The sequence below is a fragment of the Pseudochelatococcus sp. B33 genome (assembly GCF_053570585.1).
Window position 1 is genome coordinate 13,598 of record NZ_JBSEFH010000021.1, and the last position, 22,944, is coordinate 36,541.

Genomic DNA, 22,944 nt, shown 5'->3' on the forward strand with positions numbered 1-22,944 from the left:
GCGTTTGTCCCATCCCGCAGATCAGAGCCGGGTCTTGATGTACTTGGCTTCGAGATAGTCTCGGATGCCGAGCATCCCGCCCTCGCGTCCCATCCCGCTTTCCTTGACACCGCCGAAGGGCGCTTCCGCGGTCGCAAGAAGAAGGTCGTTCACGCCGACCATGCCGGTTTCGAGGTCCCGGGCCGCCTTGTTGGCGAGGCGAAGATTGCGCGAGAACACGTAGCCCGCCAGACCGAAGGGAACTGCGTTCGCGCGGGCAATGACGTCGTCATAATCCGCAAACGTCGTGAGCGGAGCGATCGGCGCGAAGGGCTCGTCGTTCATGATCCTGGCGTCATCAGGAACCTGGCCGAGAACCGTCGGCTCGAAGAAGAAACCCGCATTGAACCCCGCCGGCGTATCGCCGCCGGCGATCAGTTCGGCTCCGCGCCCGACGGCATCCTTGACGAGATCCCTGGCTGCCTCCTGGCCGCGCCGGCTCGCCATCGGCCCCATCGTGACGGTCGCGTCGCGTCCGTGTCCGAGCGTCAGAGCCCGCGCAGCAGCAGCAAAGGTCTCGGCGAACGGCGCATAGATTGTCTCGTGGACGTAGAAGCGGCTCGGGGAAATGCAGACCTGTCCCGCGTTGCGGAACTTCGCCGCCGCGCAGAGCTGCGCAGCCTCGACCGGGTCGCTGTCCTCGAAAATCAGGACAGGGGCATGGCCGCCCAGTTCCATCGATACTTTCTTCATGCCATCCGCTGCGAGCCGCATGAGGTGCTTTCCGACCGGCACGGAGCCCGTCAGCGAAATTTTTCGAACGACCGGCGAAGTGATCAGGTACCTGGAGATGAAGGCGGAATCTCCGGTGACGAGATTGACGACGCCGGGCGGGACGCCGGCATCATGACAGGCCTGGACGATCCCCATGGCGCTGCCGGGCGCCTCTCCCGCCGGCTTGAGAATGATCGAGCATCCGGCCGCCAGCGCCGCCGCGATCTTCCGTGCTGGCAGCAATGCAGGGAAATTCCAGGCTGAGAAGGCCGCGACCACGCCCACCGGCTGAAAGATGACGTCCAGCCGGACGTCGGCCTGTCTGCCGTCGAGGCTATGACCGTAGATACGCTTGGTTTCCTCGGCATACCATTCGAAATGGTCGGCGGTCGCATGCCATTCGCCGGCCGCTTCGGCGCGAGGCTTGCCCGTTTCCGCCACCATGACCGACGCCAGTCGATCGAGCCGGCTGCGTATGGTGTCGGCCACTGCGCGAAGGATTTTGGCGCGCTCCCAGGGCTGTGTCCCGCGCCAGCCGGAAAAGCCTCGCTCGGCTGCTTCCAGAGCCCGGCCGAGATCGACTTCCGTCGCATCCGGGATCGTGCCAACGATATCTTCGCTCGCCGGATCGAGAACAGGACGAGTCGTACCGGATCCGGAAGGCGCCCAGGTGCCGTCGATGTACAACCCATAATCCCGATACAGATTCATGTCCCAAACTCCCCTCCGGATAAAGCTTCGCCGCCGGGCAAGACCGCATTCGTCCTGCGGCGCCCAAACTTCTTCCCGGTCTCGCAATTCAGAGCCGGATCGTTTTGCTAAAGGCTCTGCTTCACCCACGCGGACTGGACGTCGTTCACCCAACTGCCGACATTCCAGTGACCCCAGGCGCCAAGCCCGGCGAGCGGTTCGTCTCCGCTGAACACAGGCACGTGCAACACCGACAACCCTTCATGTTGGTAGGCCCTGGCCAGGGCCTCGTTCAAGGAGGCTGCATCACGCCCGCCACTCAGCGCGAGCACGCCCTTGACGGAGCCGGCCAGCGCGACATAGTCCACCGCCACGCGGTCGTTCGTCTTGAACTCCTGCCCATATTGCGCGTGCTGCAGGCTGCTGATCGCGGCCATCCGGCGGTTGTCGAAGATCACCAGCAGGCCGCGAACGCCATGCTCGACGGCGTCGATGAGCACTTGCGGGTTCATCATGAATGACCCGTCGCCGCTGAATGCGATCGTGTAGCGAGGATTGTCCGCGATGCCCGATGCCAGCAACGCACTCGCGGCAAAGCCCATGTAGGACGCCCCGGTTTCCGTATAGGTCTCGCCGCTGTTGTCATCCTCGACGATCTGGAACCCGTTTGCCTGGACATCGCCCGCATCGAAAATCTTGGCGGCGCTCATCCTCTTGGCGAAATCGCAGACGATCTTGATCGCGGCCGGCTGCGTGAGGACCTCCTGCTCCCAGACGGCGTCGGTCATCTCGCGGGCATTGTACCGTTCAGTCCTGAAGGCGAGCCATTCGCGCTTCTTTGCGGCGCAGGCGTCGGCCCATTCGGCCTTGTCCGGTTGCGCAACGGTTTGAATGGCTTCGATCTCGTCGGAAAGCCGGTCGACGACAAACCCGATGTCACCGGTGAGCGGTAGCGTCCGATTGTAGTGCAGGGCATTCGCGACATCGCCGTTGATATTGATGACGTTCTCGACGTTCGGATAGCCTATGCCCGAGCAGTCCGCCTGACAGACCGCGCGCGATCCTATGGAGATGAGAAGATCGGCATTGGACATCGCATAATTGCCGCTGATGGAACCCTTGGATCCGCCTACGTGCATGTTGCGGGGATCGTCATCCCGGAGGACCCCGGTCGATCCTGGCGAGAGAACGACGACCGCTCCCGCGACCTCGGCCAGCCTGCGGACTGCCTTGTCGTATCCGCGCGCGCCTCCGCCGGCTTTGATCACCACCTTGCGCGCCTCGCTGACGAGCCTGGCCGCATCCCGATAGGCCGAGAGTTCGGCGGGGGCCACCGGCGGAAGCCTCGGTTTCTCCGGCATAGCCGCGATGTTGAAGGTTGCGACCGCAGGCTGAACATTGATCGGCGCGAGCAGATAGAAAGGTCCGGCGCGATAGGGATGGTTCACGCAGATCGAGCCGCGACGCAGGGCATCGCGCAGGCCCTCCGGCGTGTGCAGCACGTAGGAGCGCCCCATCAGGGCCGTGATGCTGCCGAAAATTCCCTGCTCGTCTTTCGGCACCTGCTGCATGTTGTAGCCTTCGCCGAAGGTCGTCTCATCGCCGTAGATGTGGAACACGCCAACGCCGTTCGACGCTGCCGCGAGAGAACCCGCCATCGCCTGCAGGGCGCCCGGACCGATCGACGTGACGACGGCGGAGGTTTCGCCATATTGCCAGCGCAGAGCGGTTGCCGCGTGCGCCATGGCGATCTCGTTACGGAAATTGAAGGTGCGCGTCACGCCCTCTTCCTCGTAGACCCGCAGGATCTCGCCGAGATCTGTCGAACCGTGGCCGAAGATTGCGAGATACTTGCTGACCCCCTGACGCAGAAGGCCGAGCACGAGCGCTTCAGACAGGGTGATCTCCAGGATTTCGGACAGTGCACCGGAAGTAAGAGCGGCCGAGATACTGCCAGCGGAGGCTATGGCCCGAGCACGGCTGCGCACCTGCGGGTAAAAGTCCTTGCTGCGAACAGTCACGTAGTGATCCTCTTGGATGGATTGGAAAGCCCGGTCTGGAATCGGCGGGAACAGGGTCTGCAAATCTCCTTGGGTCATCTGGCGCTTCCCTCGCCTGAGGATAGTGCCCGAGCAGCGGTCATCACCTCTTCCCGCATCAGAGCGAGATGGTCCTCGTCAGCCCGCATGATCGGAGTGGATGCGCTGATCGATCCGATCGCACGCCCTCCCGGCCCCATGATCGCGGCTCCGATGCAAACCACGTGGGGCTGGAACTCCTCACGATCCATCGAAAAGCCATCGCTTCTGACCGTCTCGAGTTCCGCGAATAGCGCTTGAGGATCTGTCACGGTCTTGGGAGTGAATGCCTTCATGCCTCTGATATCGAGGATTCTCCTGACCTCGGCTTCCTCCATCCAGGCGAGTAACGCCTTGCCGGTTGCCGTCGCATGAGCGGCAGCCGACTTGCCGATCATTCCCGAGTCGACACGGACGGCGTGACGGGCGTCCCGCTTCACCAGAGTGACCATATCGTCGCCCTGCATTGTTGCCAGATGAACCGTCTCGCCGGTCGCCTCGTTGATACGGTCAATCCACGGCTCGGCCCTGCGCAGCAGATCTTTCTCGGCGTTGAAAGCACTTGCGAGAAACTGGATCTGCGGGCCCAACGCATAGGCTCCCCGCCCTTCTGCGCGGACAATATAGTTCCGCCGGGAGAGCGTCGCGATCAGATGATGGCATGTCGAAATATTCAGGCCGGAAATAGAGCTGATGTTGTTGAGAGTTTCAATGCCGCCGGCCGCGGCAATGATCTCGACGATCGTCAAAGCTCTGTCGACTGACTGGACGATTTTACCCCCGGAAGCATCGGCATGTTTCCGATCTCCGGCCCCACTCACCTGTGCTTTCGTATTCAAGGCTTTTCCTCACCATTTTGAGGAGAGACTACACGGTTTCATATCTGCGTCAACTTAAATTTTCACATCGTCGATGCCATTTCCCAATATGAAAAATAAGTGGTCATGAGGATGGAAATCCGAAAAATGTCGTTCTGGAGCAGCCGCGGAAAGCAACACGTCATTCCGGGCTGTGTCCGGTGCGCTTCGGGGTATTGGTGGCCCGCATGGTGCGGATTGCCGTCGTAGTAGACCTTGCACTGACCAGGCGGCAGCGGCGGCGCAACGAGCCATTCAAGGTCCGCAATGGCGAGAGCGCTCGACCTTGAGCCGGTATCCCGGGCGCCGCCCCCGTGTCATCCGTACCAGCTCAGGCCCTTTGGAACCCTCGAGAAGCCAATCTTTCGCAGTGCGTCGGCAAGGCCCGTTGCGCTGACGGGGCGGTCGTCGACCATCTCGAGCGTGAACATGAGACGCCTCTCGCGCTTGAGCGCATCCACGAGCGCCATCAAGCCCGTGGCAAGGGATTTCGCCGTAGCCGGGTCATCCGCGTCGACATAGGTCAGCAGGTTGCGTCCGCCCTGGGCGAGATAGAGCACAAGGCGCCCGTCGACGATGACGACGAGTGCGCCACTGCGGCGCGTCGGGCGAACGCCGGATCGATGGGGCGGCCAGGGCAGAATCGTGCCGAAGGGATTGGCCGGATCGCCGGCCGACAGTCCGACCGCGACGGGCTCGGCGGGCCGCGCCTCCGCCAGTTCGCGCAGCCGGTCGATGGTCGCGCGCTCCGCGAACTGGGCGGCCCCCAGCCCTTCGACGAAGCGGCCGCGCAGCACCCGTCCCGCATCCTCCATCCCCCGGAACACCGTCTGCAACGCCGGGAAGCCGCCCGGCACGTCTTCGGCAACAGCCGCGCCGCGCGTGACGACGCCGTAGCGGTCGAGCAGGCCCTCGACCAGCGCAAGCGCGCGGGCGGTGTCGCTGATCCGTTCGCGATGCAGCAGCGACCAGCGGCCGGCCAGGGTCGGATCGCCGAGCGTCGATGCGCCGATTGCCGGCGGGCGCTCGCCGGACGGGAATCCGCGAAGCCCTCCGCGCCTCCGGGAGGCTTGGATCCGGGACACGTGGATCTGGCGGGGACGGTGCGGCGCGTGTGCGCCCGAGAGCGCGCGCAGCGGTGACCAGGTGTCGGTGGTGACGTACCCGGCCCAGACGAGGTCCCAGAGCGCCGCGTGGATGTCGGATGCCGCCAGATACGGGCTCCCGCCAACCGTCTCGGCGGCGCTGCCGGCAAGCCGCGCTTGCGCCAGCATCGCGAGCTGACGCACGAAATAGGCCCCGCCATCGGCAAGGACGGCGAGGATCGATCGCTGGAGGGGCGAGAGATCCCCCGCCGTATCGACGCCCGGTTGGGCGGGCAAAGTCTCGGCGGCGAATTCCTGCAGATGAAAGGCCACCAGGCCGCCCTCCTCGCCGAGCCTTCCATGACCGGACCACAGAACCGCACCGGTGGCGATCAGTTCGTCCAGCATGCCGGGCGCATAGTCGCGCACGCGCGCACGCAGAACCTGGGTCTCCCACAACGAGGCCGGCAATGGCACGCCGGTGAGTTGTTCGATGACGCGGGCGACACCGTCGATCCCCTCCAGCACTCCCCCGGCAGGGCGCATGGACTGGAGGGCGGCGTGGCCGGCAGCCTCGGCGATGAGGCCGTGGCGCTCCAGCAGGAGGCGGGCATAGGCTTCCCGCGACACCGGACGGGTCGCCTCGCGCGCGGCCTGCAGGGAGCGCAGCCGCAAGCGCCGGAACACGTCGTCGCCCACCCATTCGTGGCGCGTCAGGGGATTGGCGCCGGCAACGGCAGCGCTCTGTGCTTCCAGCCGACGCTCGACGCCGAAATTCCCCTTGAGCAGCTTGCCCTGCTCGCGCAACCGCTCCAGCGCTGCGTCGGCGACAGTGACGCCGAGGCCGAAACGGGCCGCGACCTCGCCGGTGCTGAAAGGGGTATGGGTGCGCGCATATCGCGCGATCAGGTCGCGGAGCGGATCGGCGGCCGGCTGCAGGAAGACGTCGGGTATGCCGGCCGGCAGCCTCACGCCGAGCGCATCGCGCAGCCGGGCGGCGTCCTCGACGGACGCGTAGCGCCGCGAGCCTGCGATCGTCACCCGGATAACCCGGCGCTCGGCCTCCAGCGCGGCGAGATGGGTCTCAGCGTCGCCGTTCTCAATGTCGCCGTCCTCGCCGGCGAGCCGCCGCGCGATCTCGTCCGCCGACAACGGCCCGAGTTCGCGCAAAAGGTCGGCCACGCCCTCGGCACCCCTTGCCCGATGGTCCGGCACCAGGCGCTGAAGCTCGCTCTCGACGCGGTCGACGACCACGGGATCGAGAAGTTCGCCGAGATCGACCTGGCCGAGAAGATCGCCGAGCAGCCCGCTGTCCAGCGACAGCACCGAGGCGCGCCGTTCGGCGAGCGGCGCATCCGTCTCGTACATGAACTCCGCGACATAGCCGAACAGCAGGCTCGTCGCGAAAGGGGACGGTATCTCGGTCGTGACCTCCGCCATCCGGATCGTGCCGTCGTTGAGGCGGCGCATCAGCGTATCGAGCGCGGCAAGGTCATAGACGTCCTGCAGACACTCGCGGGCGGTTTCGATCAGGATCGGGAAATCCGGATGGCCTTGCGCGATCTGCAACAGCTGGCCGGCGCGCAGCCGCTGCTGCCAGAGGGGCGAGCGGCGGCCGGGATTGCGGCGCGGCAAGAGCAGCGCGCGGGCGGCGCATTCGCGGAAGCGGGCGGCGAACAGCGCCGAGCTGCCGACGGCATCGGTCACCACCCGTCGCAGGTTGTCCGGGTCGAAGGTGAACAGTTCCGCGCCCGGCATCCGGCCGGTGGTGTCGGGTATGCGGGCGATGATCCCGTCGTCGCTGGCAACCACCGAGGGATCGATGTTCAGGCGCTGGCGGATGCGTTCCGCAATCGCCAGCGCCCAGGGATCGTGCACGCGGCGCCCGAAGGGCGAATGCAGGATGACGCGCCAGTCGCCGACCTCGTCGCGGCAGCGTTCGATCACCAGTGTCCGATCCGTCGGCAATGCGCCGGTCGCCTCACGCTGCTCCGTGATGAGCCCGAAGATGTTGGTAATCGCGTTCCGGTCGAGCCCGGACGCCTCCAGCCGCGCCGCCAGCTGGGTGGCGATGTCGCCGTCCCCGGCCTTGTCGCTCGTGCCGGCGTCGAGCGCGCCGAGGAAAGCGCCGATCGCCTCTCCAAGCTCCGCGGGCCGCCCGATCCCGTCGCCGTGCCAGAAAGGCAGCCGGGCGGAACGGCCCGGTGCCGGCGTCACGATCACCTGATCGTTGGTGATCTGCTGGATACGCCAGGACGTCGCGCCGAGGGTGATGACGTCGTTGACCCGGGATTCATAGACCATCTCCTCATCAAGTTCGCCGACGCGGCGCGATCCGGCCCGTTCCTCGCCTTCCGGCAGGACGACGCTGAACATCCCCCGGTCGGGGATGGTGCCGCCGCTGGTGACGGCGAGCTTCTGGGCGCCGGGGCGCGGCGTCAGCAGTCCGGTTTCGCGGTTCCAGATGAGGCGCGGGCGGAATTCGGCAAAATCGTCTGAAGGATACCGTCCGGCCAGCATGTCGAGCGTCGCGTCGAACACGCTGCGCGGCAGGGTTCGGAAAGGCGCCGCGCGCCGCACCGTCGCATACCAGCTCTCGACATCGAGGGGGTCCATGGCGACCGCCGCGACCGTCTGTTGCGCCAGCACGTCGAGCGGGTTGCGCGGTGGGTCGATCGCCTCGATGCGCCCAGTGAGCATGCAGTCGACGGTGACGGCGGCATCGACCAGATCGCGTCGCGTCCGCGGATAGATCAGCCCGGAGGACGTGCCGCCGACCTGATGACCCGCCCGGCCGACCCGCTGCAGGGCGCTCGCCACCGAAGGCGGCGCCGCGACCTGAATGACCAGGTCGACCAGTCCCATGTCGATGCCGAGTTCGAGGCTCGAAGTCGCGACGACGCAGCGCAGCTCGCCGGATTTCAGCGCGCTTTCGATCTCGCCGCGCTGCTCTTTCGAGACGGAGCCATGGTGGGAGCGCGCAATCATCGGCGGAATGCCCGCCGAACGCCCTTCGGTGCCGCCGGAGAACGATTCATAGTGGATGGGCGGGCCGGTGCCGTTCTGCGGCGGAAGCAAACTGTCGTCCGCACACCGTTCGGCATAGAGTTCGTTGAGCCTTGCGGTCAGCTTCTCGGCAAGGCCGCGCGAATTGGCGAAGACGATCGTCGAGCGCCGGGCGAGAACCTGGTCGAGGATGCTGGCTTCGACATGCGGCCAGATCGAGCCCACCCGTGCTCCCTGTTCGCCGCCACCGGGCTGGTTGCCACCCGCCGGTATGTCGGTCATGTCCTCGACGGGCACCACGATGGTGAGATCGAGCCGCCGGCTCGACGGCGGGTTCACCACCGTGACCGGGTGGTCTCCGCCGAGGAACTGCGCCACCTGTTCCGCCGGGCGCACGGTCGCCGACAGCCCGACCCGCTGGGCCGGCGCCGCAAGCAGCGCGTCCAGACGCTCCAGGCTCAGGGCCAGATGCGAGCCGCGCTTGCCGCCGGCCACCGCATGAACCTCGTCGACGATCACGGTGCGCACGCCGCGCAAGGTCTCGCGCGCCTTCGAGGTCAGCATCAGGTAGAGCGACTCGGGGGTGGTGATCAGGATGTCGGGAGGCCGGCGCAGCAGGCTCGCCCTTTCGCCCGCCGGCGTGTCGCCGGTGCGCATGCCCACGACGATGTCGACGGGCGGATCGTTGCGCCGCTTCCGTTCCGCGCTGACGCCCTGGAGCGGAATCCGCAGGTTGCGCCGGACGTCGGCGCCGAGCGCCTTGATCGGCGAGATGTAGAGAATGCGCGTCATCGCCCGTGACGGCGTCGGCGCCGCCTCGGCGACTGCTTCCTGCTCACGCTCGCGGAAAAGCTGGTCGATCGCGTGCATGAACGCGGCCAAGGTCTTGCCCGAGCCGGTCGGCGCGATCACCAGCGCGTTCTCGCCGGCGCCGATAGCCGCCCACGCCGCCGCCTGCACCGCAGTCGGCGACGGAAATGCCGCCTCGAACCAGGCGCGGGTGGCGGGCGCAAACCTTGCGAGGGGGGCGGCCGTTGCAGTCTCCGTCAGGGGCATCACGCTGCGGCCAGCTCTTTCCGCTCTTCAGCGCCGTCTCATAGGCGCACACGCATCCGACAGCGCGTCCGTGAAACAGGCCGTGCCGTGGACACGGACCGCCCGCAGCGTGTCCGAGGAGTCCGACAGCCCACCCGCTCCAGTGCCGCATCCATACCATTCAGGAGGACATTCCGCATGGCGTCGACCAATCTTACCGGCGTCGATCGGATGGTCAACACGGAGATCGCGCGGCATCTGGGCATCGCGTGCGCTCGCCCTGCTGCGCACGGACAAGCCCTCCCCGGTTCGGCCACTATGCCTGATCACGCTGATCGTCGGATCGGCGCGCGCCGAACTGCCGGACAACCCAGTCGATGAACAGCCGCACCCGGGGCGACAGCTGCCGGCTGGTCGGATAAAGCAGCGAGACCGGCGTCGGCGTCGGCGGAAAATCCGGCAGCACCTCGACCAGTTCGCCCGCCCGGAGCGCGGCTTCGACGTGATAGCGCGGCACCTGGATCAGCCCCAGTCCCGTTCTGGCTGCCGTGACATAGCTTTCAGCGGCATTGACCGAGACCGCCGCCGGCAGCGTCACGTTGCGGACTTTGCCCTCGACGGTGAATTCCAGCGGCAGCACGCCGCCAGTCGCAGTGGAATGGAAACCCACCATCCCGTGCCCGCCGGCAAGATCGTCGGGGCTCACGGGCATCCCGAACCGCTCGATATAGGCCGGTGAAGCGAGGGTGATTTCCTCCAGCATGGCGACACGGCGCACGATCATGTTGCTGTCCTGTGGCACGCCGACGCGAAGCACGCAGTCGATGCCCTCGCGCACGAGATCCGCCAGCCGGTCGCCCTCGCTCATGTAGAGTTCGATCCCCGGATAGGTCTCCAGAAACCGCGGCAAGGCCGGCAGGAGGAAATGCCGGGCCAAAGTGCCATGGACGTCGACCCGCAGCAGACCACGGGGATTGGCGTCGCGAAACGCCCCATCGGCGTTTTCGATGTCGTCGAGGATCGCAATGCAGCGCCGGTAATGGGCCTCCCCGTCGAGTGTCGGCCGGACCGTGCGCGTCGTGCGCTGGAGGAGGCGCGTGCCGAGGCGTTCCTCCATCTGTTGAATGACCTGCGTCGCCGTCGATCGCGGGATTCCGAGATCGTTGGCGGCCTGCGTGAAGCTGCGCCGCTCCACGACCCGCGTGAAGAGCTGCATCGCATCCAGTCGATCCATGGAGAGTGCCTTCCTCGCTGCCTGCTGAAAGACCTTGCCGAACGACCTTGCCGTGGCCGGGCGCAACCGATCTGCTTTGTTCGCCATGATGGAATAGTGATGCCGGATATTGGCTGATTATCCTCAAGAGCGAAAGAGGCATCTTCTCTTCGTCCAGCGCATCGAGCGCAAACCCGAAGGAGACACACAATGACCGACAGCAACAGGATCGCCCTCGTCACGGGCGCCTCTCGCGGCATCGGCGCGGCTGTCGCCCGCCGGCTCGCATCGGACGGCCATACGGTCGTCATCAACTACGCCGGTTCGGTCGGGCCGGCCGAACAACTCGCTGCCGAGATCGAAAAGGCGAGCGGCAGGGCGCTCCCCGTCCAGGCCGATGTCAGCGACGCGGCAGCGGTCGCCCGCATGTTCGACAGCGCGGAAGCCGCCTTCGGCGGGATCGACGTGCTCGTCAACAACGCCGGCATCATGAAGCTGGCGACGATCGCCGAGGGCGACGACGCCCTGATCGACAGCCAGATCGCCATCAATCTCAGGGGCACGATCAACGCGCTGCGCGAGGCGGCGAAGCGCCTGCGCGACGGCGGCCGCATCGTCAACTTCTCGACCAGCGTCGTCGGCCTCAAGCTCGAAACCTACGGCGTCTATGCCGCGACCAAGGCCGCCGTCGAGACGCTGACGGGCATCCTCGCCAAGGAGCTTCGCGGCCGCTCGATCACCGTCAACGCGGTGGCGCCCGGACCGACCGCGACGGCGCTGTTCCTCGACGGCAAGACGCCGGAACTGATCAAGCGCCTGTCGAAGATGAACCCGCTCGAACGGCTCGGCACCCCCGAGGACATCGCCGCAGCAGTCGCCTTCCTCGTCGGACCGGACGGCAGCTGGATCAACGGCCAGGTGCTGCGCGCCAACGGTGGCATGGTCTGACCAGCCCTTTTCCCCCCCCACCTTCGCGCGCGAACTGCAGCGTATCGGCCAGAACACAAAGATCCTCGACGTCACGCCGGCATATCTCGATACGGAATCGGCGTTCAGTCTCCTATCTCCAGCACGGATTTTCCTTCTTGTGCCGGCACCGGTCGCGTCCTGTTCCTGGTCTGCATACGGCGGGTCACCGCCCACACCACGATCGCCAGCGAGATGACGACCAGCCCGACGGTAATCGGCCGCTGCAGATAGTAGGAGATGCCCATGGAGCGGGCGGCGGCAATGGCCAGGTTGGTTTCGAGTACATTGCCAAGGATAAAGCCCAGAACCGCGGGTATCACCGGAATCGAGGCCGCGCGCATGGCGATCACCAGCACCAGTGCGCCGATCATGACCCAGATGTCGAACATCGAATTATTGACCGCATAGGCGCCAAAGAACGAAAACAAGGTGATGTAGACGGCAATCATCGACTTGGGCAGCCGCAGCAGGATCGCCATGTGACGCGACCAGAACAGCCCCATGAGGACCACCAGCACATTCACCACGAAATAGCCGGTGAAGAAGGAATACATCAGTTGCGGCTGCTCGGAGAACAGGAGCGGACCGGGCTGCAGCCCGTGAAGCGTGAGCGCGCCGATGAAGACAGCTGCAGCCGCGCTCCCCGGAATTCCGAGCGCCAGGAGTGGGATGAGCGAACCGCCAACGTTGGCCGAGGCCGCGGCTTCGGCCGCGAAGAGCCCGCTTTGCGACCCCTTGCCGAACTCATCCGGTTTCGAGGACAGCCGGCGTTCCAGAGAATGAGCGACGAAAGGGGTCGATTCCGGCCCGATCGCCGGCAGGACACCGATGCCGACCCCCAGAATCGAGGTGCGCAATATCAGCCAGCGGTCATAGACCACCCGCTTCCAGACCTGGCTGAAGCTGGAAGCACCGACCTTGCCGATGGAGATCTCGTTTTCGCCCCGTATGGCCTCGATCGCGAGTTGCAAGGCCTGCGGCAGGCAGAAGAACCCGATCAGCACCGCGACGATCCCGAGTCCGGAATAGAGTTCGTAGAGGCCGAAGGTGATCCGCGCGGTGCCGTCGACGGGGCTGATTCCGACCGTGGCCATGCTCAGCCCTATGAACACGGAGGCGAGGTTGGCGAGCAGTGGGGTGTCCATCATCGCAACGACGATGATCAGGCTGAAGCTGACCAGCATCACATATTCCGGCGCGCCGAACCGCAGTGCCAGTTGCGCCAGCAGCGGAGTCATATAGACCAGCGCCACGGCGGCGATGATGCCGCCGATACCGGAGCCCACCGCGGAAATGCCGAGCGCCTGCGGCGCCTCGCCGCGCTTGGCCATGGCATACCCTTCCCAGCCGCTGACGATGGAGGCAGGCGTACCGGGAATGTTGAGCAGGATGGCCGAGATCGAGCCGCCATAGATGGCGCCGGCATAGATCCCCACCAGCATGATCATGCCGTGATCGGTGGACATGACGAAGGTGACGGGCACCAGAAGGACGATCCCGAACGTCGCCGTCAGGCCGGGGATCGCGCCGATAACGATGCCGAGGAACACACCCAGCGCCGCCGCGGCGATATTGGAAAGCGACAATGCCGCGATGAGCCCTTCGAGCATGCTCATTTCTCCAGCAGCGTGTAGATGGTTTCGTCGATCCAGTAATCGAGTCCCGCCTTCGGCACGGGGACGAAGAGAACTGTCGTGACCAGAATGGCCAGGGCCAGAACGAAGATCACCGCGGACAAGCTGGCAAGCAGCCTGAATCGGCCTAGCGTGATCCAAAGCGAGGCGACGAGGGCAAGCGAGCTGGCAAGCACGAAGCCAAGCCGGTTGAGCACTACGATGTAGAGGAGCCAGACCAGGCAGAAGGCGACGATGCGCGCCATCTGCCTGCGCTCCTGCGCCGTTCTGCCGAATATTGTCCCAAACGAGGGTGATCCGCGGGAAACCTGCCGAAACGTCATCGGCAGCACTGTCAATGCCGTGAGGACAAAGGCCGTGGAGGTCACGATGACGGGATAGCTCGTGAGACTGGGGGTATCCCTGGCCGCGCCGGCGACCACAAATGCCAGGATGAAAAGGAGCAACAGCGAGACCAGCCGTTTGGACAAGTGGTCACCCGAATTATTGAAGAGGAAAAGACTCGCCGCCAGCGGACGGCGAGAGTGATATCAGGCGCGCCGCCTACTCGGCAAGGCGGCCGCTCGAAATAAGGAATTTCCTCAGATCGTCGAAGGTTTGCTGATAGCTTGCCTTGGTTGCGGCCTCGTCGGCGGGCGTCAGGCGCAGGTTCGCGGTCTGGAAAGCCTCCGGGGCATCGGGGCCGGTGAGTGTGGCCAGGAACTCTTTCGCAAGCCAAGCCTTGCGGTCCTCGGGAACGCCTTTCGGCAGCGCGAGGAACCGCGTGGCCCCCCACGTCTGACCGACCATGGGAATGCCCAGTTCGGCAAAGGTCGGTGTATCGGGAAGGCCCTGGTGCCGCTCATCTCCGGTGACGGCGACGGCGCGCAGATCGCCGTTGCGTACGAACTGCTCGACTTCGCTGTAGAACGCCGCCGTCGCGTCGATGTCGCCGGCCAGCAGCGCGGTGACGCCCTGGCGGCCGCCATCGAAGGGAATGAAGTTGAACTTGACACCCTGCTGCTCGGCAAGGAATTCGCTGACGAACAGGAACATCGAATTCGGGTTCATGCCAACCTGAAGGGTGCTGGCCTTGGCGTGTTCAATGATCTCGGGCAACGACTTGTCGCCGATCTCGGAACCGCTGCGCACCAGCCAGACCACCGGATCGAAGCTGATCGTGGTGATCGGGTCGAAATCGTCGATGTTGAAGCTGGCGTCGCGCAGCAGCACGTCGGTGAACATGAACGGATTGGCGATCACGCCGATCGTATAGCCGTCCGGGGAAGCCTGCTTGGCGATGTAGGTATGTCCGACTATACCGGCGCCGCCAACCCTGTTCTCGACACGGAACTGGGTGCCGTTGTGCTTCTCGTTCAGGTCGGCGACGGTGCGGGCCGTTACGTCCACCGCGCCGCCGGCGGGATAGACAACCACGAGGCTGATCGGCCGTCGCGGAAAGTCTGAGGGCTTTTCCTGCGCCAGGACTGACGTCGAGAATGGTCCGAGCCCCAAGGCGATAGCTGCAACAACAAGGGCCCGCAGAGGCAGGTGTGCCTTCATTTGATTTCCTCCCAATTTTTTTCTGATCGTACTATGAGGACGCCTGTAGATCATGTCCAATTATTGTTGATAATCATTTGATAATATTATACGATCAAAAATCGTTGCCGATACGGTCGGGACAATGGGTTTGCATGGCCGGCCGAACAGCGGGGCTCATCGTGGGCGGGCGGCGACAAAACCAGGGATATCAGGCGAAAGAGTAAGCCCGACATGGATCGCAGAAACCTGGAGTGCTTTATTGCGCTTGCCGATGAGGCGCACTTTCACCGCGCGGCCGAACGATGCAACATCAGTCAGCCGGGAATAAGCCAGCAGCTACGCAAGCTCGAGGAGCATCTGGGCGTGGTCCTGCTCAATCGCAGCAGCCGTCAGGTGTCGCTCACGCCGGCAGGCGCGGCCTTTCTCGTCGAGGCCCGTCGCATTCTTCAGGACATCGACAATGCCACGCGCATCGCCCGCTGTGTGGACCAGGGCCTGCAGGGCACGCTCGTCGTCGGCTCGACCGCCTCCGGCCTGTTCATCCTGCTGCCCGAGATCATCGAGAGATTCACTACCGTGCACAGCGAGATCCGCGTCGAGGTGCGGCATATGACGACGCACGAGCAGGAAATCGCCCTTGAGAGATCGGAGATTCAGGCCGGGATCTGTCATCCGCCGATCTCCAACCGCAAGCTTGTCGCCGAGATGCTGGTCACCCTGCCGTTCTCGGTCGTGATGCCGGTAAATCATCCGCTGGCCGCGCAGCCGGGGGTGCAGTTGCGCGATCTTCGCGACGAGACCGCAATTCTCTTTCCGCGTCAGGTCGGCCCGCTGCTCTATGACAGCATGATCTCGCTCTTCCGGCAGGAAGGATTCCTGCCTCAGCGCATTATCGAGGCCTCTCCGGTGCAGTCGATTATTGCCATGGCCGCCTGCGGTGCCGGTGTGGGGTTCGTTGCATCGCGGGTTCAGCAGTTGCAACGCCGGGGTGTGGTCTATCGCGACATCTCCGGCCCGAGACCGCATATCACGCTTGGAATTGCGTTCCCTGAATCGGGTCCAAGCAAGTTGGCGGAGGCTTTCGCGGACTGCGCCAGAGAGACGGTCACGGAGCTGTTCGATAACAATATGTAATCATTTGATTTAAAACAATCATTAGACGTTTTTCACCCTGCCGAATTAGTGTCGTCCGGCAAAATGACCGCAGGGGGGCAGGAATGCGCGTGTTCCTAGTGGGCGAGGCGTCGATCCATCGTGAGGATTTGCTGAACGGTCTGGCCGCCGATCTGCGCGACCGTATCGAGATTGTGGATCTGCCGCGCGAGGCGGCGCGCGACCCGGCTCATGATGCTCTCATCACTCCGGAAGATATCGTCGTGTCGCTGCGGCTGAACCGCAATGGGGCGCCGCTGCCGCGGATGCGCATGCTGCACGTGCCCGGCGCCGGTCTGGACGGGATCGATCTGAAGGCGCTGCATCCCGACACCATCCTGTGCAATGTCTTCGAGCACGAAATTCCCATCGCGGAGTTCACGCTCGGCTCGCTGCTCGACTGGGAGATCGACTTTGCCGGCATGCAGCGCTGCTTCACCCCCGAAAGCTGGCCCGACATCTACCGCGCACGAGTGCCCCATGGCGAAATCTACGGCAAGACGCTGGTCATCCTCGGGTACGGGCGCATCGGCCAGGCCGTGGCGACGCGTGCCGCAGCGTTCGGCATGCGGGTCCTTGCTGTCGACCCGGTGCTGGCCGGCAAGTCCGACCCGCTGAATGTCGCGACGGATATCGTCTCGCCGGCGCGGTTGGCAGAGGTTGCCGCCAAGGCCGACTATCTCGTTATCACCTGCCCGCTGACGGATGAAAGCCGGGGCAGTGTGGATCGCCCCGTGCTCGACGCCCTGGGAACGGACGGAGTTCTGCTCAATGTCTCGCGGGCCGAGGTCGTCGATGAGGACGATCTTTACGCCGCGTTGGCATCGCGCCGCATCCGGGGAGCGACTCTCGACGTCTGGTACCGCTATCCCGAAGGGTCGGATGATCTTGTGGTTCCGGCCAACCACGATTTTCATGCTTTGCCCAACGTGCGGGCGACGCCGCATTCCTCGGCCTGGACACGCGAACTCTCGCATCGACGCTATGCGGTAATCGCCGCGAACATCGCGGCGCTCGTCCGGGGTCACCCGCTCCGAAACCGTATCAACATCGCGGCATGACCGCTGCGCCGGCTGCACCGAAAACCCATTCAAGGTATGACTGCATATGACCAGAAGCGACCCGATAAAGATCACGGCGGTGAAAACCATCGTCGTGAACGCCGAGATGCGAAACTGGATCTTCGTGAAAGTCGAGACGGATCAGGATGGTCTTTACGGCTGGGGGGAGGCAAGTCTCAACTGGAAGACCCGGGCAGTGACCGGTTGCATCGAGGATCTGGAGCCGCTGCTTGCCGGCCGCGATCCGCGTGACATCGAACAGATCCTGCAGGTGCTGAACAAGCACAGCTACTATCGCCTCGGCATCATCGGCGCGACGGCGATCAGCGGGATCGAGCATGCCCTATGGGACATCGCTGGCAAGAGCGCGGGCCTGCCGGTTTGGCGCCTGCTGGGCGGCAAGACGCGCGACTATGTACCGCTCTATACTCACCTCGGTCTGGGCGACATGAAGTCGGTCTACGAAACCTTCGACCCCGCGCCCCTGCGCGACAGCGCGCTGCGGGTGGTCGAAAAGGGCTACAACGCGCTTAAAGTCGTGTTCATCCCCTATTCGCACTACATGGTGGATCGCGCCGCGCGCCGTCGCGTGGAAGACCTGATGCGTACCGTACGCGACGCGGTTGGCGAGGATGTGGCCATCATGGTCGACTTTCACGGCCGCCCGGCGTCGATCTCGGCCGCGATGCAATATATCGAGGCGCTTGCCCCGTTCGATCCCTATTTCGTCGAGGAGCCGGTGCAGCCTGGCGATGCCGAGGCGATGCGGCTTGTCACTGAACGAGCGCCATGCCCGGTGGCGACCGGCGAGAGGCTCGTCGGGTTCAAGGAATTCGAGCCCCTGCTGCAGAACCGCGGCGCCCATATCCTGCAACCCGACCTGAACCACACCGGGGGCCTGCTCGAGGGCAAGAAGATCGCTGCAGCGGCCGAGAAGGCCATGATCGGGATCGCTCCCCACAACCCTAACGGGCCGCTTGCCGGCGCCGCTGCCCTGCATTTCGCGATCTCGACCCCGAACTTCGTGATCCAGGAAGAAATGTCGGGAGCGGTACCCTGGTACGATGACGTCGTCTCGGCACCGATGATGCGCGAGGGATCGAACTGGGTAATTCCGAACGTCGTCGGCCTCGGTGTGGAGATCAACGAGACCGAAGCGGCGAAACATCCGTTCAGGCCCGAAGTCTTTCACAGCCGAACGGCTGTTCTGGGCGATGGCACCATTGTCGACTGGTGAGAACATGACACGACTGGAACCCGTCCTGCGCCGCTTTGCCAGCTATGACGGCGCCTTCAACGCGACCCCCGCCCGCATCGTCTTCGGGCCGGGCAGCTCAGCCACTATCCGCGACGAGGTCGTGCATCTGGACCGGCACAAGGCGCTCGTCGTCTCGACCCCGGGGCGGCGAACCATGGCCGAGCAGGTTGCCGCGCGGCTCGGCGACCGGTCCGTCGGCGTGCTGCCGGTCGCGATTTCCCAGGTGCCGATCGAACTGGCCCGTGCCGGGCGCAAGGCTGCTTCCGAAGCGGGTGCCGATTGCATCGTCGCCATCGGCGGCGGGGCTTCCGTGGGTCTTGCAAAGGGCATCTCGCTGGAGCTCGGCCTGCCGATCATCAACATCCCGACGACCTATTCGGGCTCGGAGATGACGGCCTTCTGCGGCATCACCATTGACGGCGTGAAAATCATGCATGAGCATCTGAACATGCTCGCGCATACCGTGATCTACGATCCCGAGCTTTCCATCGGCCTGTCGCGCCGCAACAGCGCCGCGAGCGCGCTCAATGCGCTCGCCCATTGCGTCGATGGAATCTACGTCACGTCTTCCAGCCCCATCCATCAGTTGACCGCCATCGAAGGCGCGCGGGTGGTGGTCAACGCAATCCGTGCTGTGTGGAACAACCCGTCGTCCATCGAGGCCCGGTCGGAACTTCTCTTTGGTGCGTATCTGGCTGGAGCGGCGCTTGCGGGGGGATTCGCGCTGCAACACGGTCTGGCCCATACGCTGGGCGGAAGCTACGGGGTACCCCATGGCGATGCCCATGCCGTGGTCCTGCCCTATGTGACGGCCTACAATACCGAGTTCGCGCGCGAGGGCATTGACGCGGTTGCCAGCTCGCTTAACAGCGAAAGCCTTGCCGGGACGATCCACGATCTCCTTGGCGAGCTCGAACTGCCCGTCCGCCTGCCGGAAGTGGGCATCGGCGTGGATGATCTGGAACGCATCGTCCGGATCACTGTCGAGACCGATAATGGGCTGAACCCGGGGCCGATCACCCATGCGGCTGTGCGCAATATCGTCGATGCCGCCTTTGCCGGCGGGCGCCCCTGACCGGCAATGCGGAACGATCCCAGCCGTCAGGTGATCTTCGCGCGGGGATCTTTCCGGGCAAGCCGTTCGAGCAGGTAGCTGACCTCGTCCCGCGCGGTTGCTGACAGGCTCGGGCCGGGGCGGCGCAGGGCGTCGTTGGCGATCAGCCCCCGACGCATGAGCACATGCTTGCGCACAGCAAGTCCGATCCCGGGCTGCTGCTCCAGCCTGATCAGCGGCAGATGGGCATCGAAGAGGTCATGCGCTGCTTCACGATCGCCCGCTGCCTGCAACCGGTACAGTTCGATCAGCATGTCGGGGAAAGCATATCCCGTCATCGAGCCATTGGCGCCACGCCAATACTCCAGGTCAAGGAACAACCCGCCGTTGGCGGTCAAGATCGAGAAGGACCTGAGCTTTCCTTCGGCCTGAAGCTTGCGCAACGCCGAAATCTTCTCCAGCCCCGGCCAATCCTCCGCCTTGAGCATGACGCAGGACGGATGGTTCTGCATGATCGCGCTGATGACGGGAACAGAAAGCTGGCAGGTCAAAGTCAGCGGGTAGTCCTGCAGGGCCCATGGCGTTTCGCGGCCGATGGCCTCGACTGCATTGTCAAACCACGACAGAATCTGTTCGTCGGTGCGCAGGTGCGGCACGGGTCCGACCATCACCCCGGCGGCTCCGTTATCCATCGCTTCGCGCGCCAACGCCCGCATGCCTGCAAAACCGGGAGCCGAAACGCCGACCACCACCGGCATTCCTGCTCGCGCGATTATCCGCCGCGCGATTGCACGCGCCTCCTCGGAGTCGAGCTTCGCCGCCTCACCGAGGATGCCGAGAATAGTGACCCCCGCCGCGCCGCTCTCCCGGTAGAAGTCGATCAAGCGGTCAAGCGAGTCGAAATCCACCGAACCGTCCTGAAGGAATGGAGTGGGCGCGATCGGATAGACGCCCGTCGTTTCCGTATTGAAGGCCATCGTCACTTACCTTTTGATGCCGCGTAGCGGGTCTTTGTTTCCTCGTTCATGGGGTAGAGACCGGGCAGAGGAACGCCGCGGCCCACCTCGTTCATGATCCAGGCTTCCTGAGCCTCCTGCTCGGAGGCCTCCTGCGTGACCTCGTTCAGCAGGCTCTGCGGGATCAGCACGGCGCCGTCATCGTCGGCCACGACGACGTCTCCCGGAAAGACCGCGACGCCGCCACAGGCGATCGGTTCCTGCCAGTTGACGAAGGTCAGCCCGGCAACCGAGGGCGGCGCCGCAACGCCGTTGCACCAGATCGGCAGGCCCGTCGAGAGGACGCCCGCGATGTCGCGAACCGCACCGTCGGTGACCAGTGCGGCGACGTTGCGCTTCGCCATCCGGGCGCAGAGGATGTCGCCGAAAATGCCGGCATCGCTGATCCCCATCGCGTCGACCACGGCGATGCAACCTTCGGGCATGGCCTCGATCGCGGCACGAGTCGAGATTGGCGAGGCCCAGCTTGCCGGTGTAGCCAGATCTTCACGCGCGGGAACGAAGCGGAGCGTGAACGCTTCACCCACCCGGCGGGGCTGTGCTGGACGCACCGGTTTCGTACCGCGCAACCAGATGTTGCGCAGTCCCTTCTTCAGAAGAACCGTGGTCAGCGTCGCCGTGGAAACCTCTTTGAGAGTTTCGATGACCTTGGGATCGAGAGCCATGGCAATACCTCAGATACTGGCGATAAGGCCGCCATCCACGCGGATGACCGAGCCCGTTATGTAGCTGGCGCGCGTCGACGCCAGAAATGCAACAGTGTCACCATATTCCCTCGGATCGCCATAGCGCCCCACCGGAATCGAGCCCGTGCTTTCCGCCGTGACGGCCTCGGCACTGCGCCCCTCGCGCTTGGCCTTCTGCTCATCGAGAAAGGTGATGCGGGGCGTGGCGATACGGCCGGGCAGAACGATGTTCGCCGTGACCCCGTCGCGACCGACCTCGCGGGCCAGCGTTTTCGACCAACCGACAAGGCTGAGCCGCAGCGCGTTCGAAATGCCAAGGTTCGGGATCGGCGCGACAACCCCCGAGGACGTGGAGGTCACGATCCGGCCCCAGCCGCGTGACCGCATGCCCGGAAGCACGGCATCGGTTATGGCAATGACGGACCGCACCATGCTGTCGAAGAACTTCGACCAGGTCTCTGGCGCCTGACCCGCGGCCGGAGTTGGAGGCGGACCGCCCGTGTTGTTCACCAGTATGTCGATCGGGCCAAACCTGGCCTCGATCGTCGCCAACCGGTCGGCTATCAGACCGATGTCGGCAATATCCCAGCCCAGCGCGATGGCTGTACCGCCCGAGGCCCCGATAGCATCCGCATTGCGGCTGGCAGCTTCTGCATCGATGTCGGCCAGGGCGACCTTCGCGCCTTCTGCCGCAAGACTGGCGGCAATCGCGCCGCCCAGGCCACCGCCTGCTCCGAACACCAGCGCGACCTTGTCCTTCAACCCCAGATCCATACACCGCCTCCTTCTTCATATAGCTTTCCTGAATGAATAGGGTGAACGGAAAACACACGATAGGTGGTTATTTCTGTCTTCAGATGATACAAATCCTTATGGATTCCCGGTTCCTCGAAACCTTCACCGAAGTCGTACGCCTTGGTTCCCTTGCTGAGGCGGCACGCTATCTCGGCATCACGCCAGCAGCGGTGGCTCAACGAATGCAAGCGCTGGAGGCCGACATTGGCGCTCCCCTTCTGCTGCGCGTGGGGCGCACGGTACGGCCCACCGAAGCGGGAATGGCGATCCTGGATGCAAGCGAGCGTGTCCTGCACGAGATCCGCCAGATGCGCAGCATCGCGCGGACCGACAGCCTATCGGGCGAACTGCGGCTTGGTGCCATCACGACCTCGCTGACAGGGCTGATTACCCCCGCGCTACGCTGGCTGCGCGCCGAAGCGCCCGAGCTCGATGTATTTCTGCTGCCCGGAACGTCACCGGAACTCCACCAGCACCTTTGCGATTCCCGGATTGATGCGGCGATCCTCGTGCGCCCGCCTTTCGAGATCACCAAATCTTACGAGTGGCAGCCCTTGCGCCACGAACCCTACCGGCTGATTTGCCCGGCCGACATGAGGGTCGATGACATCTTGGATACGATACGCAACTCACCCTTCATTCGCTATGACCGCAATAACTGGGGCGGGCGACAACTGGAAGCGTGGCTGCGCCAGCACGATCTTGCGCCCAGGGAATGGGTGGAACTCGATTCCCTTGAAGCAATTGCGGTCATGGTCGATTCCGGACTGGGCATAGCAATCATTCCGGAATGGTCGCGTCCCTGGCCCGAGGGTTTGAACCTACAGATCCTTGACATTCCCGGAGCCCCCACGCCGCGCGAAATCGGCCTTCTGTGGTCCCTGGCGTCGGGTCGGAGGCGGATGATTCAAGGGCTTCTGCTCACCGCTTTCGGCGAAACCCTGCCTTGCGGCCTGCCCGGCAGGCCGGCGAGGCTGTAGACATCTCGCCGCCGTTTGTACTCTCCACAGCATGACAGGTCCGGAATGTCGGCGAAGCGGGACAACCTTGCAATTCGGCGAAACCGCATGCGAAACAT

General features: G+C 64.4%; 17 protein-coding genes. 6 read left to right on the top strand and 11 right to left on the bottom strand.

Features of this window, described 5'->3' with window-relative positions; translation table 11 throughout:
* Nucleotides 1-21 precede the first annotated feature (21 nt).
* The 5 genes from ACUSIJ_RS21220 to ACUSIJ_RS21240 form a co-directional block, all read right to left on the bottom strand.
* Nucleotides 22-1,464: an NAD-dependent succinate-semialdehyde dehydrogenase gene (locus ACUSIJ_RS21220; protein ID WP_449310421.1), complete on the bottom strand. Its 1,443-nt coding sequence runs from the start codon at nucleotides 1,462-1,464 to the stop codon at nucleotides 22-24.
* A 107-nt stretch (nucleotides 1,465-1,571) separates the two neighbouring features.
* A complete protein-coding gene (locus tag ACUSIJ_RS21225) occupies nucleotides 1,572-3,464 on the bottom strand; it encodes a thiamine pyrophosphate-dependent enzyme (protein ID WP_449310422.1) in 1,893 nt (630 codons plus the stop codon).
* Nucleotides 3,465-3,538: 74 nt separating this feature from the next.
* Nucleotides 3,539-4,360, bottom strand: a complete 822-nt coding sequence (locus ACUSIJ_RS21230) for an IclR family transcriptional regulator (protein WP_449310423.1) — start codon at nucleotides 4,358-4,360, stop codon at nucleotides 3,539-3,541.
* 335 nt (nucleotides 4,361-4,695) lie between these two features.
* Entirely contained in the window at nucleotides 4,696-9,525 is a 4,830-nt protein-coding gene (locus ACUSIJ_RS21235; protein WP_449310499.1) for an ATP-dependent helicase, read from the bottom strand.
* Nucleotides 9,526-9,820: 295 nt separating this feature from the next.
* Nucleotides 9,821-10,738 carry a LysR family transcriptional regulator gene (locus tag ACUSIJ_RS21240; RefSeq protein ID WP_449310424.1) on the bottom strand — a complete coding sequence of 306 codons (918 nt, stop codon included), beginning with the start codon at nucleotides 10,736-10,738 and terminating at the stop codon, nucleotides 9,821-9,823.
* A gap of 189 nt (nucleotides 10,739-10,927) precedes the next feature.
* Between ACUSIJ_RS21240 and ACUSIJ_RS21245 the strand changes: the two genes are divergently transcribed.
* The gene (locus ACUSIJ_RS21245) at nucleotides 10,928-11,665 is read left to right on the top strand and encodes an SDR family oxidoreductase (RefSeq protein ID WP_449310425.1); all 738 of its coding nucleotides are present in this window, start codon (nucleotides 10,928-10,930) and stop codon (nucleotides 11,663-11,665) included.
* A 104-nt stretch (nucleotides 11,666-11,769) separates the two neighbouring features.
* Here the strand turns inward: ACUSIJ_RS21245 and ACUSIJ_RS21250 are convergent, their stop codons facing one another.
* The 3 genes from ACUSIJ_RS21250 to ACUSIJ_RS21260 form a co-directional block, all read right to left on the bottom strand.
* Entirely contained in the window at nucleotides 11,770-13,296 is a 1,527-nt protein-coding gene (locus tag ACUSIJ_RS21250) for a tripartite tricarboxylate transporter permease (RefSeq protein WP_449310426.1), read from the bottom strand.
* Between the two features lie 2 nt (nucleotides 13,297-13,298).
* Complete coding sequence (locus ACUSIJ_RS21255; RefSeq protein ID WP_449310427.1) at nucleotides 13,299-13,790, bottom strand: tripartite tricarboxylate transporter TctB family protein; 492 nt, start codon at nucleotides 13,788-13,790, stop codon at nucleotides 13,299-13,301.
* A gap of 73 nt (nucleotides 13,791-13,863) precedes the next feature.
* Nucleotides 13,864-14,916: a tripartite tricarboxylate transporter substrate binding protein gene (locus tag ACUSIJ_RS21260; RefSeq protein ID WP_449310500.1), complete on the bottom strand. Its 1,053-nt coding sequence runs from the start codon at nucleotides 14,914-14,916 to the stop codon at nucleotides 13,864-13,866.
* A gap of 159 nt (nucleotides 14,917-15,075) precedes the next feature.
* Here ACUSIJ_RS21260 and ACUSIJ_RS21265 point away from each other — a divergent pair, with 159 nt between their 5' ends.
* The 4 genes from ACUSIJ_RS21265 to ACUSIJ_RS21280 all read left to right on the top strand — a co-directional run bounded on the left by ACUSIJ_RS21265 (nucleotide 15,076) and on the right by ACUSIJ_RS21280 (nucleotide 19,390).
* Nucleotides 15,076-15,978 carry a LysR family transcriptional regulator gene (locus ACUSIJ_RS21265; RefSeq protein WP_449310428.1) on the top strand — a complete coding sequence of 301 codons (903 nt, stop codon included), beginning with the start codon at nucleotides 15,076-15,078 and terminating at the stop codon, nucleotides 15,976-15,978.
* Nucleotides 15,979-16,061: 83 nt separating this feature from the next.
* A complete protein-coding gene (locus tag ACUSIJ_RS21270) occupies nucleotides 16,062-17,057 on the top strand; it encodes an NAD(P)-dependent oxidoreductase (protein WP_449310429.1) in 996 nt (331 codons plus the stop codon).
* A gap of 46 nt (nucleotides 17,058-17,103) precedes the next feature.
* Entirely contained in the window at nucleotides 17,104-18,294 is a 1,191-nt protein-coding gene (locus ACUSIJ_RS21275) for an enolase C-terminal domain-like protein (RefSeq protein ID WP_449310430.1), read from the top strand.
* 4 nt (nucleotides 18,295-18,298) lie between these two features.
* On the top strand, nucleotides 18,299-19,390 hold the full coding sequence (locus ACUSIJ_RS21280) for an iron-containing alcohol dehydrogenase (protein ID WP_449310431.1): 1,092 nt from the start codon (nucleotides 18,299-18,301) through the stop codon (nucleotides 19,388-19,390).
* A 26-nt stretch (nucleotides 19,391-19,416) separates the two neighbouring features.
* On the opposite strand, the gene ACUSIJ_RS21285 is transcribed toward ACUSIJ_RS21280, so the two are convergent.
* The 3 genes from ACUSIJ_RS21285 to ACUSIJ_RS21295 are packed head-to-tail and all read right to left on the bottom strand — an operon-like array spanning nucleotide 19,417 to nucleotide 21,845.
* Nucleotides 19,417-20,346 carry a dihydrodipicolinate synthase family protein gene (locus tag ACUSIJ_RS21285; protein ID WP_449310432.1) on the bottom strand — a complete coding sequence of 310 codons (930 nt, stop codon included), beginning with the start codon at nucleotides 20,344-20,346 and terminating at the stop codon, nucleotides 19,417-19,419.
* A 2-nt stretch (nucleotides 20,347-20,348) separates the two neighbouring features.
* Nucleotides 20,349-21,050: a ribonuclease activity regulator RraA gene (locus ACUSIJ_RS21290; RefSeq protein WP_449310433.1), complete on the bottom strand. Its 702-nt coding sequence runs from the start codon at nucleotides 21,048-21,050 to the stop codon at nucleotides 20,349-20,351.
* A 9-nt stretch (nucleotides 21,051-21,059) separates the two neighbouring features.
* Entirely contained in the window at nucleotides 21,060-21,845 is a 786-nt protein-coding gene (locus tag ACUSIJ_RS21295; protein WP_449310434.1) for an SDR family oxidoreductase, read from the bottom strand.
* 41 nt (nucleotides 21,846-21,886) lie between these two features.
* On the opposite strand from ACUSIJ_RS21295, the gene ACUSIJ_RS21300 reads away from it, so the two are divergent.
* The gene (locus ACUSIJ_RS21300) at nucleotides 21,887-22,846 is read left to right on the top strand and encodes a LysR family transcriptional regulator (RefSeq protein WP_449310435.1); all 960 of its coding nucleotides are present in this window, start codon (nucleotides 21,887-21,889) and stop codon (nucleotides 22,844-22,846) included.
* The last annotated feature ends 98 nt before the right edge of the window (nucleotides 22,847-22,944 follow it).

What these genes read in the sequence shown, in the direction of transcription:
- ACUSIJ_RS21290 (WP_449310433.1), bottom strand. Translation starts at nt 21,050, where the DNA reads ATGGCTCTCGATCCCAAGGTCATCGAAACTCTCAAAGAGGTTTCCACG.
- ACUSIJ_RS21235 (WP_449310499.1), bottom strand. Translation starts at nt 9,525, where the DNA reads ATGCCCCTGACGGAGACTGCAACGGCCGCCCCCCTCGCAAGGTTTGCG.
- ACUSIJ_RS21295 (WP_449310434.1), bottom strand. Translation starts at nt 21,845, where the DNA reads ATGGATCTGGGGTTGAAGGACAAGGTCGCGCTGGTGTTCGGAGCAGGC.
- ACUSIJ_RS21270 (WP_449310429.1), top strand. Translation starts at nt 16,062, where the DNA reads ATGCGCGTGTTCCTAGTGGGCGAGGCGTCGATCCATCGTGAGGATTTG.
- ACUSIJ_RS21265 (WP_449310428.1), top strand. Translation starts at nt 15,076, where the DNA reads ATGGATCGCAGAAACCTGGAGTGCTTTATTGCGCTTGCCGATGAGGCG.
- ACUSIJ_RS21250 (WP_449310426.1), bottom strand. Translation starts at nt 13,296, where the DNA reads ATGCTCGAAGGGCTCATCGCGGCATTGTCGCTTTCCAATATCGCCGCG.
- ACUSIJ_RS21275 (WP_449310430.1), top strand. Translation starts at nt 17,104, where the DNA reads ATGACCAGAAGCGACCCGATAAAGATCACGGCGGTGAAAACCATCGTC.
- ACUSIJ_RS21280 (WP_449310431.1), top strand. Translation starts at nt 18,299, where the DNA reads ATGACACGACTGGAACCCGTCCTGCGCCGCTTTGCCAGCTATGACGGC.
- ACUSIJ_RS21260 (WP_449310500.1), bottom strand. Translation starts at nt 14,916, where the DNA reads ATGATCTACAGGCGTCCTCATAGTACGATCAGAAAAAAATTGGGAGGA.
- ACUSIJ_RS21245 (WP_449310425.1), top strand. Translation starts at nt 10,928, where the DNA reads ATGACCGACAGCAACAGGATCGCCCTCGTCACGGGCGCCTCTCGCGGC.
- ACUSIJ_RS21285 (WP_449310432.1), bottom strand. Translation starts at nt 20,346, where the DNA reads ATGGCCTTCAATACGGAAACGACGGGCGTCTATCCGATCGCGCCCACT.
- ACUSIJ_RS21220 (WP_449310421.1), bottom strand. Translation starts at nt 1,464, where the DNA reads ATGAATCTGTATCGGGATTATGGGTTGTACATCGACGGCACCTGGGCG.
- ACUSIJ_RS21240 (WP_449310424.1), bottom strand. Translation starts at nt 10,738, where the DNA reads ATGGATCGACTGGATGCGATGCAGCTCTTCACGCGGGTCGTGGAGCGG.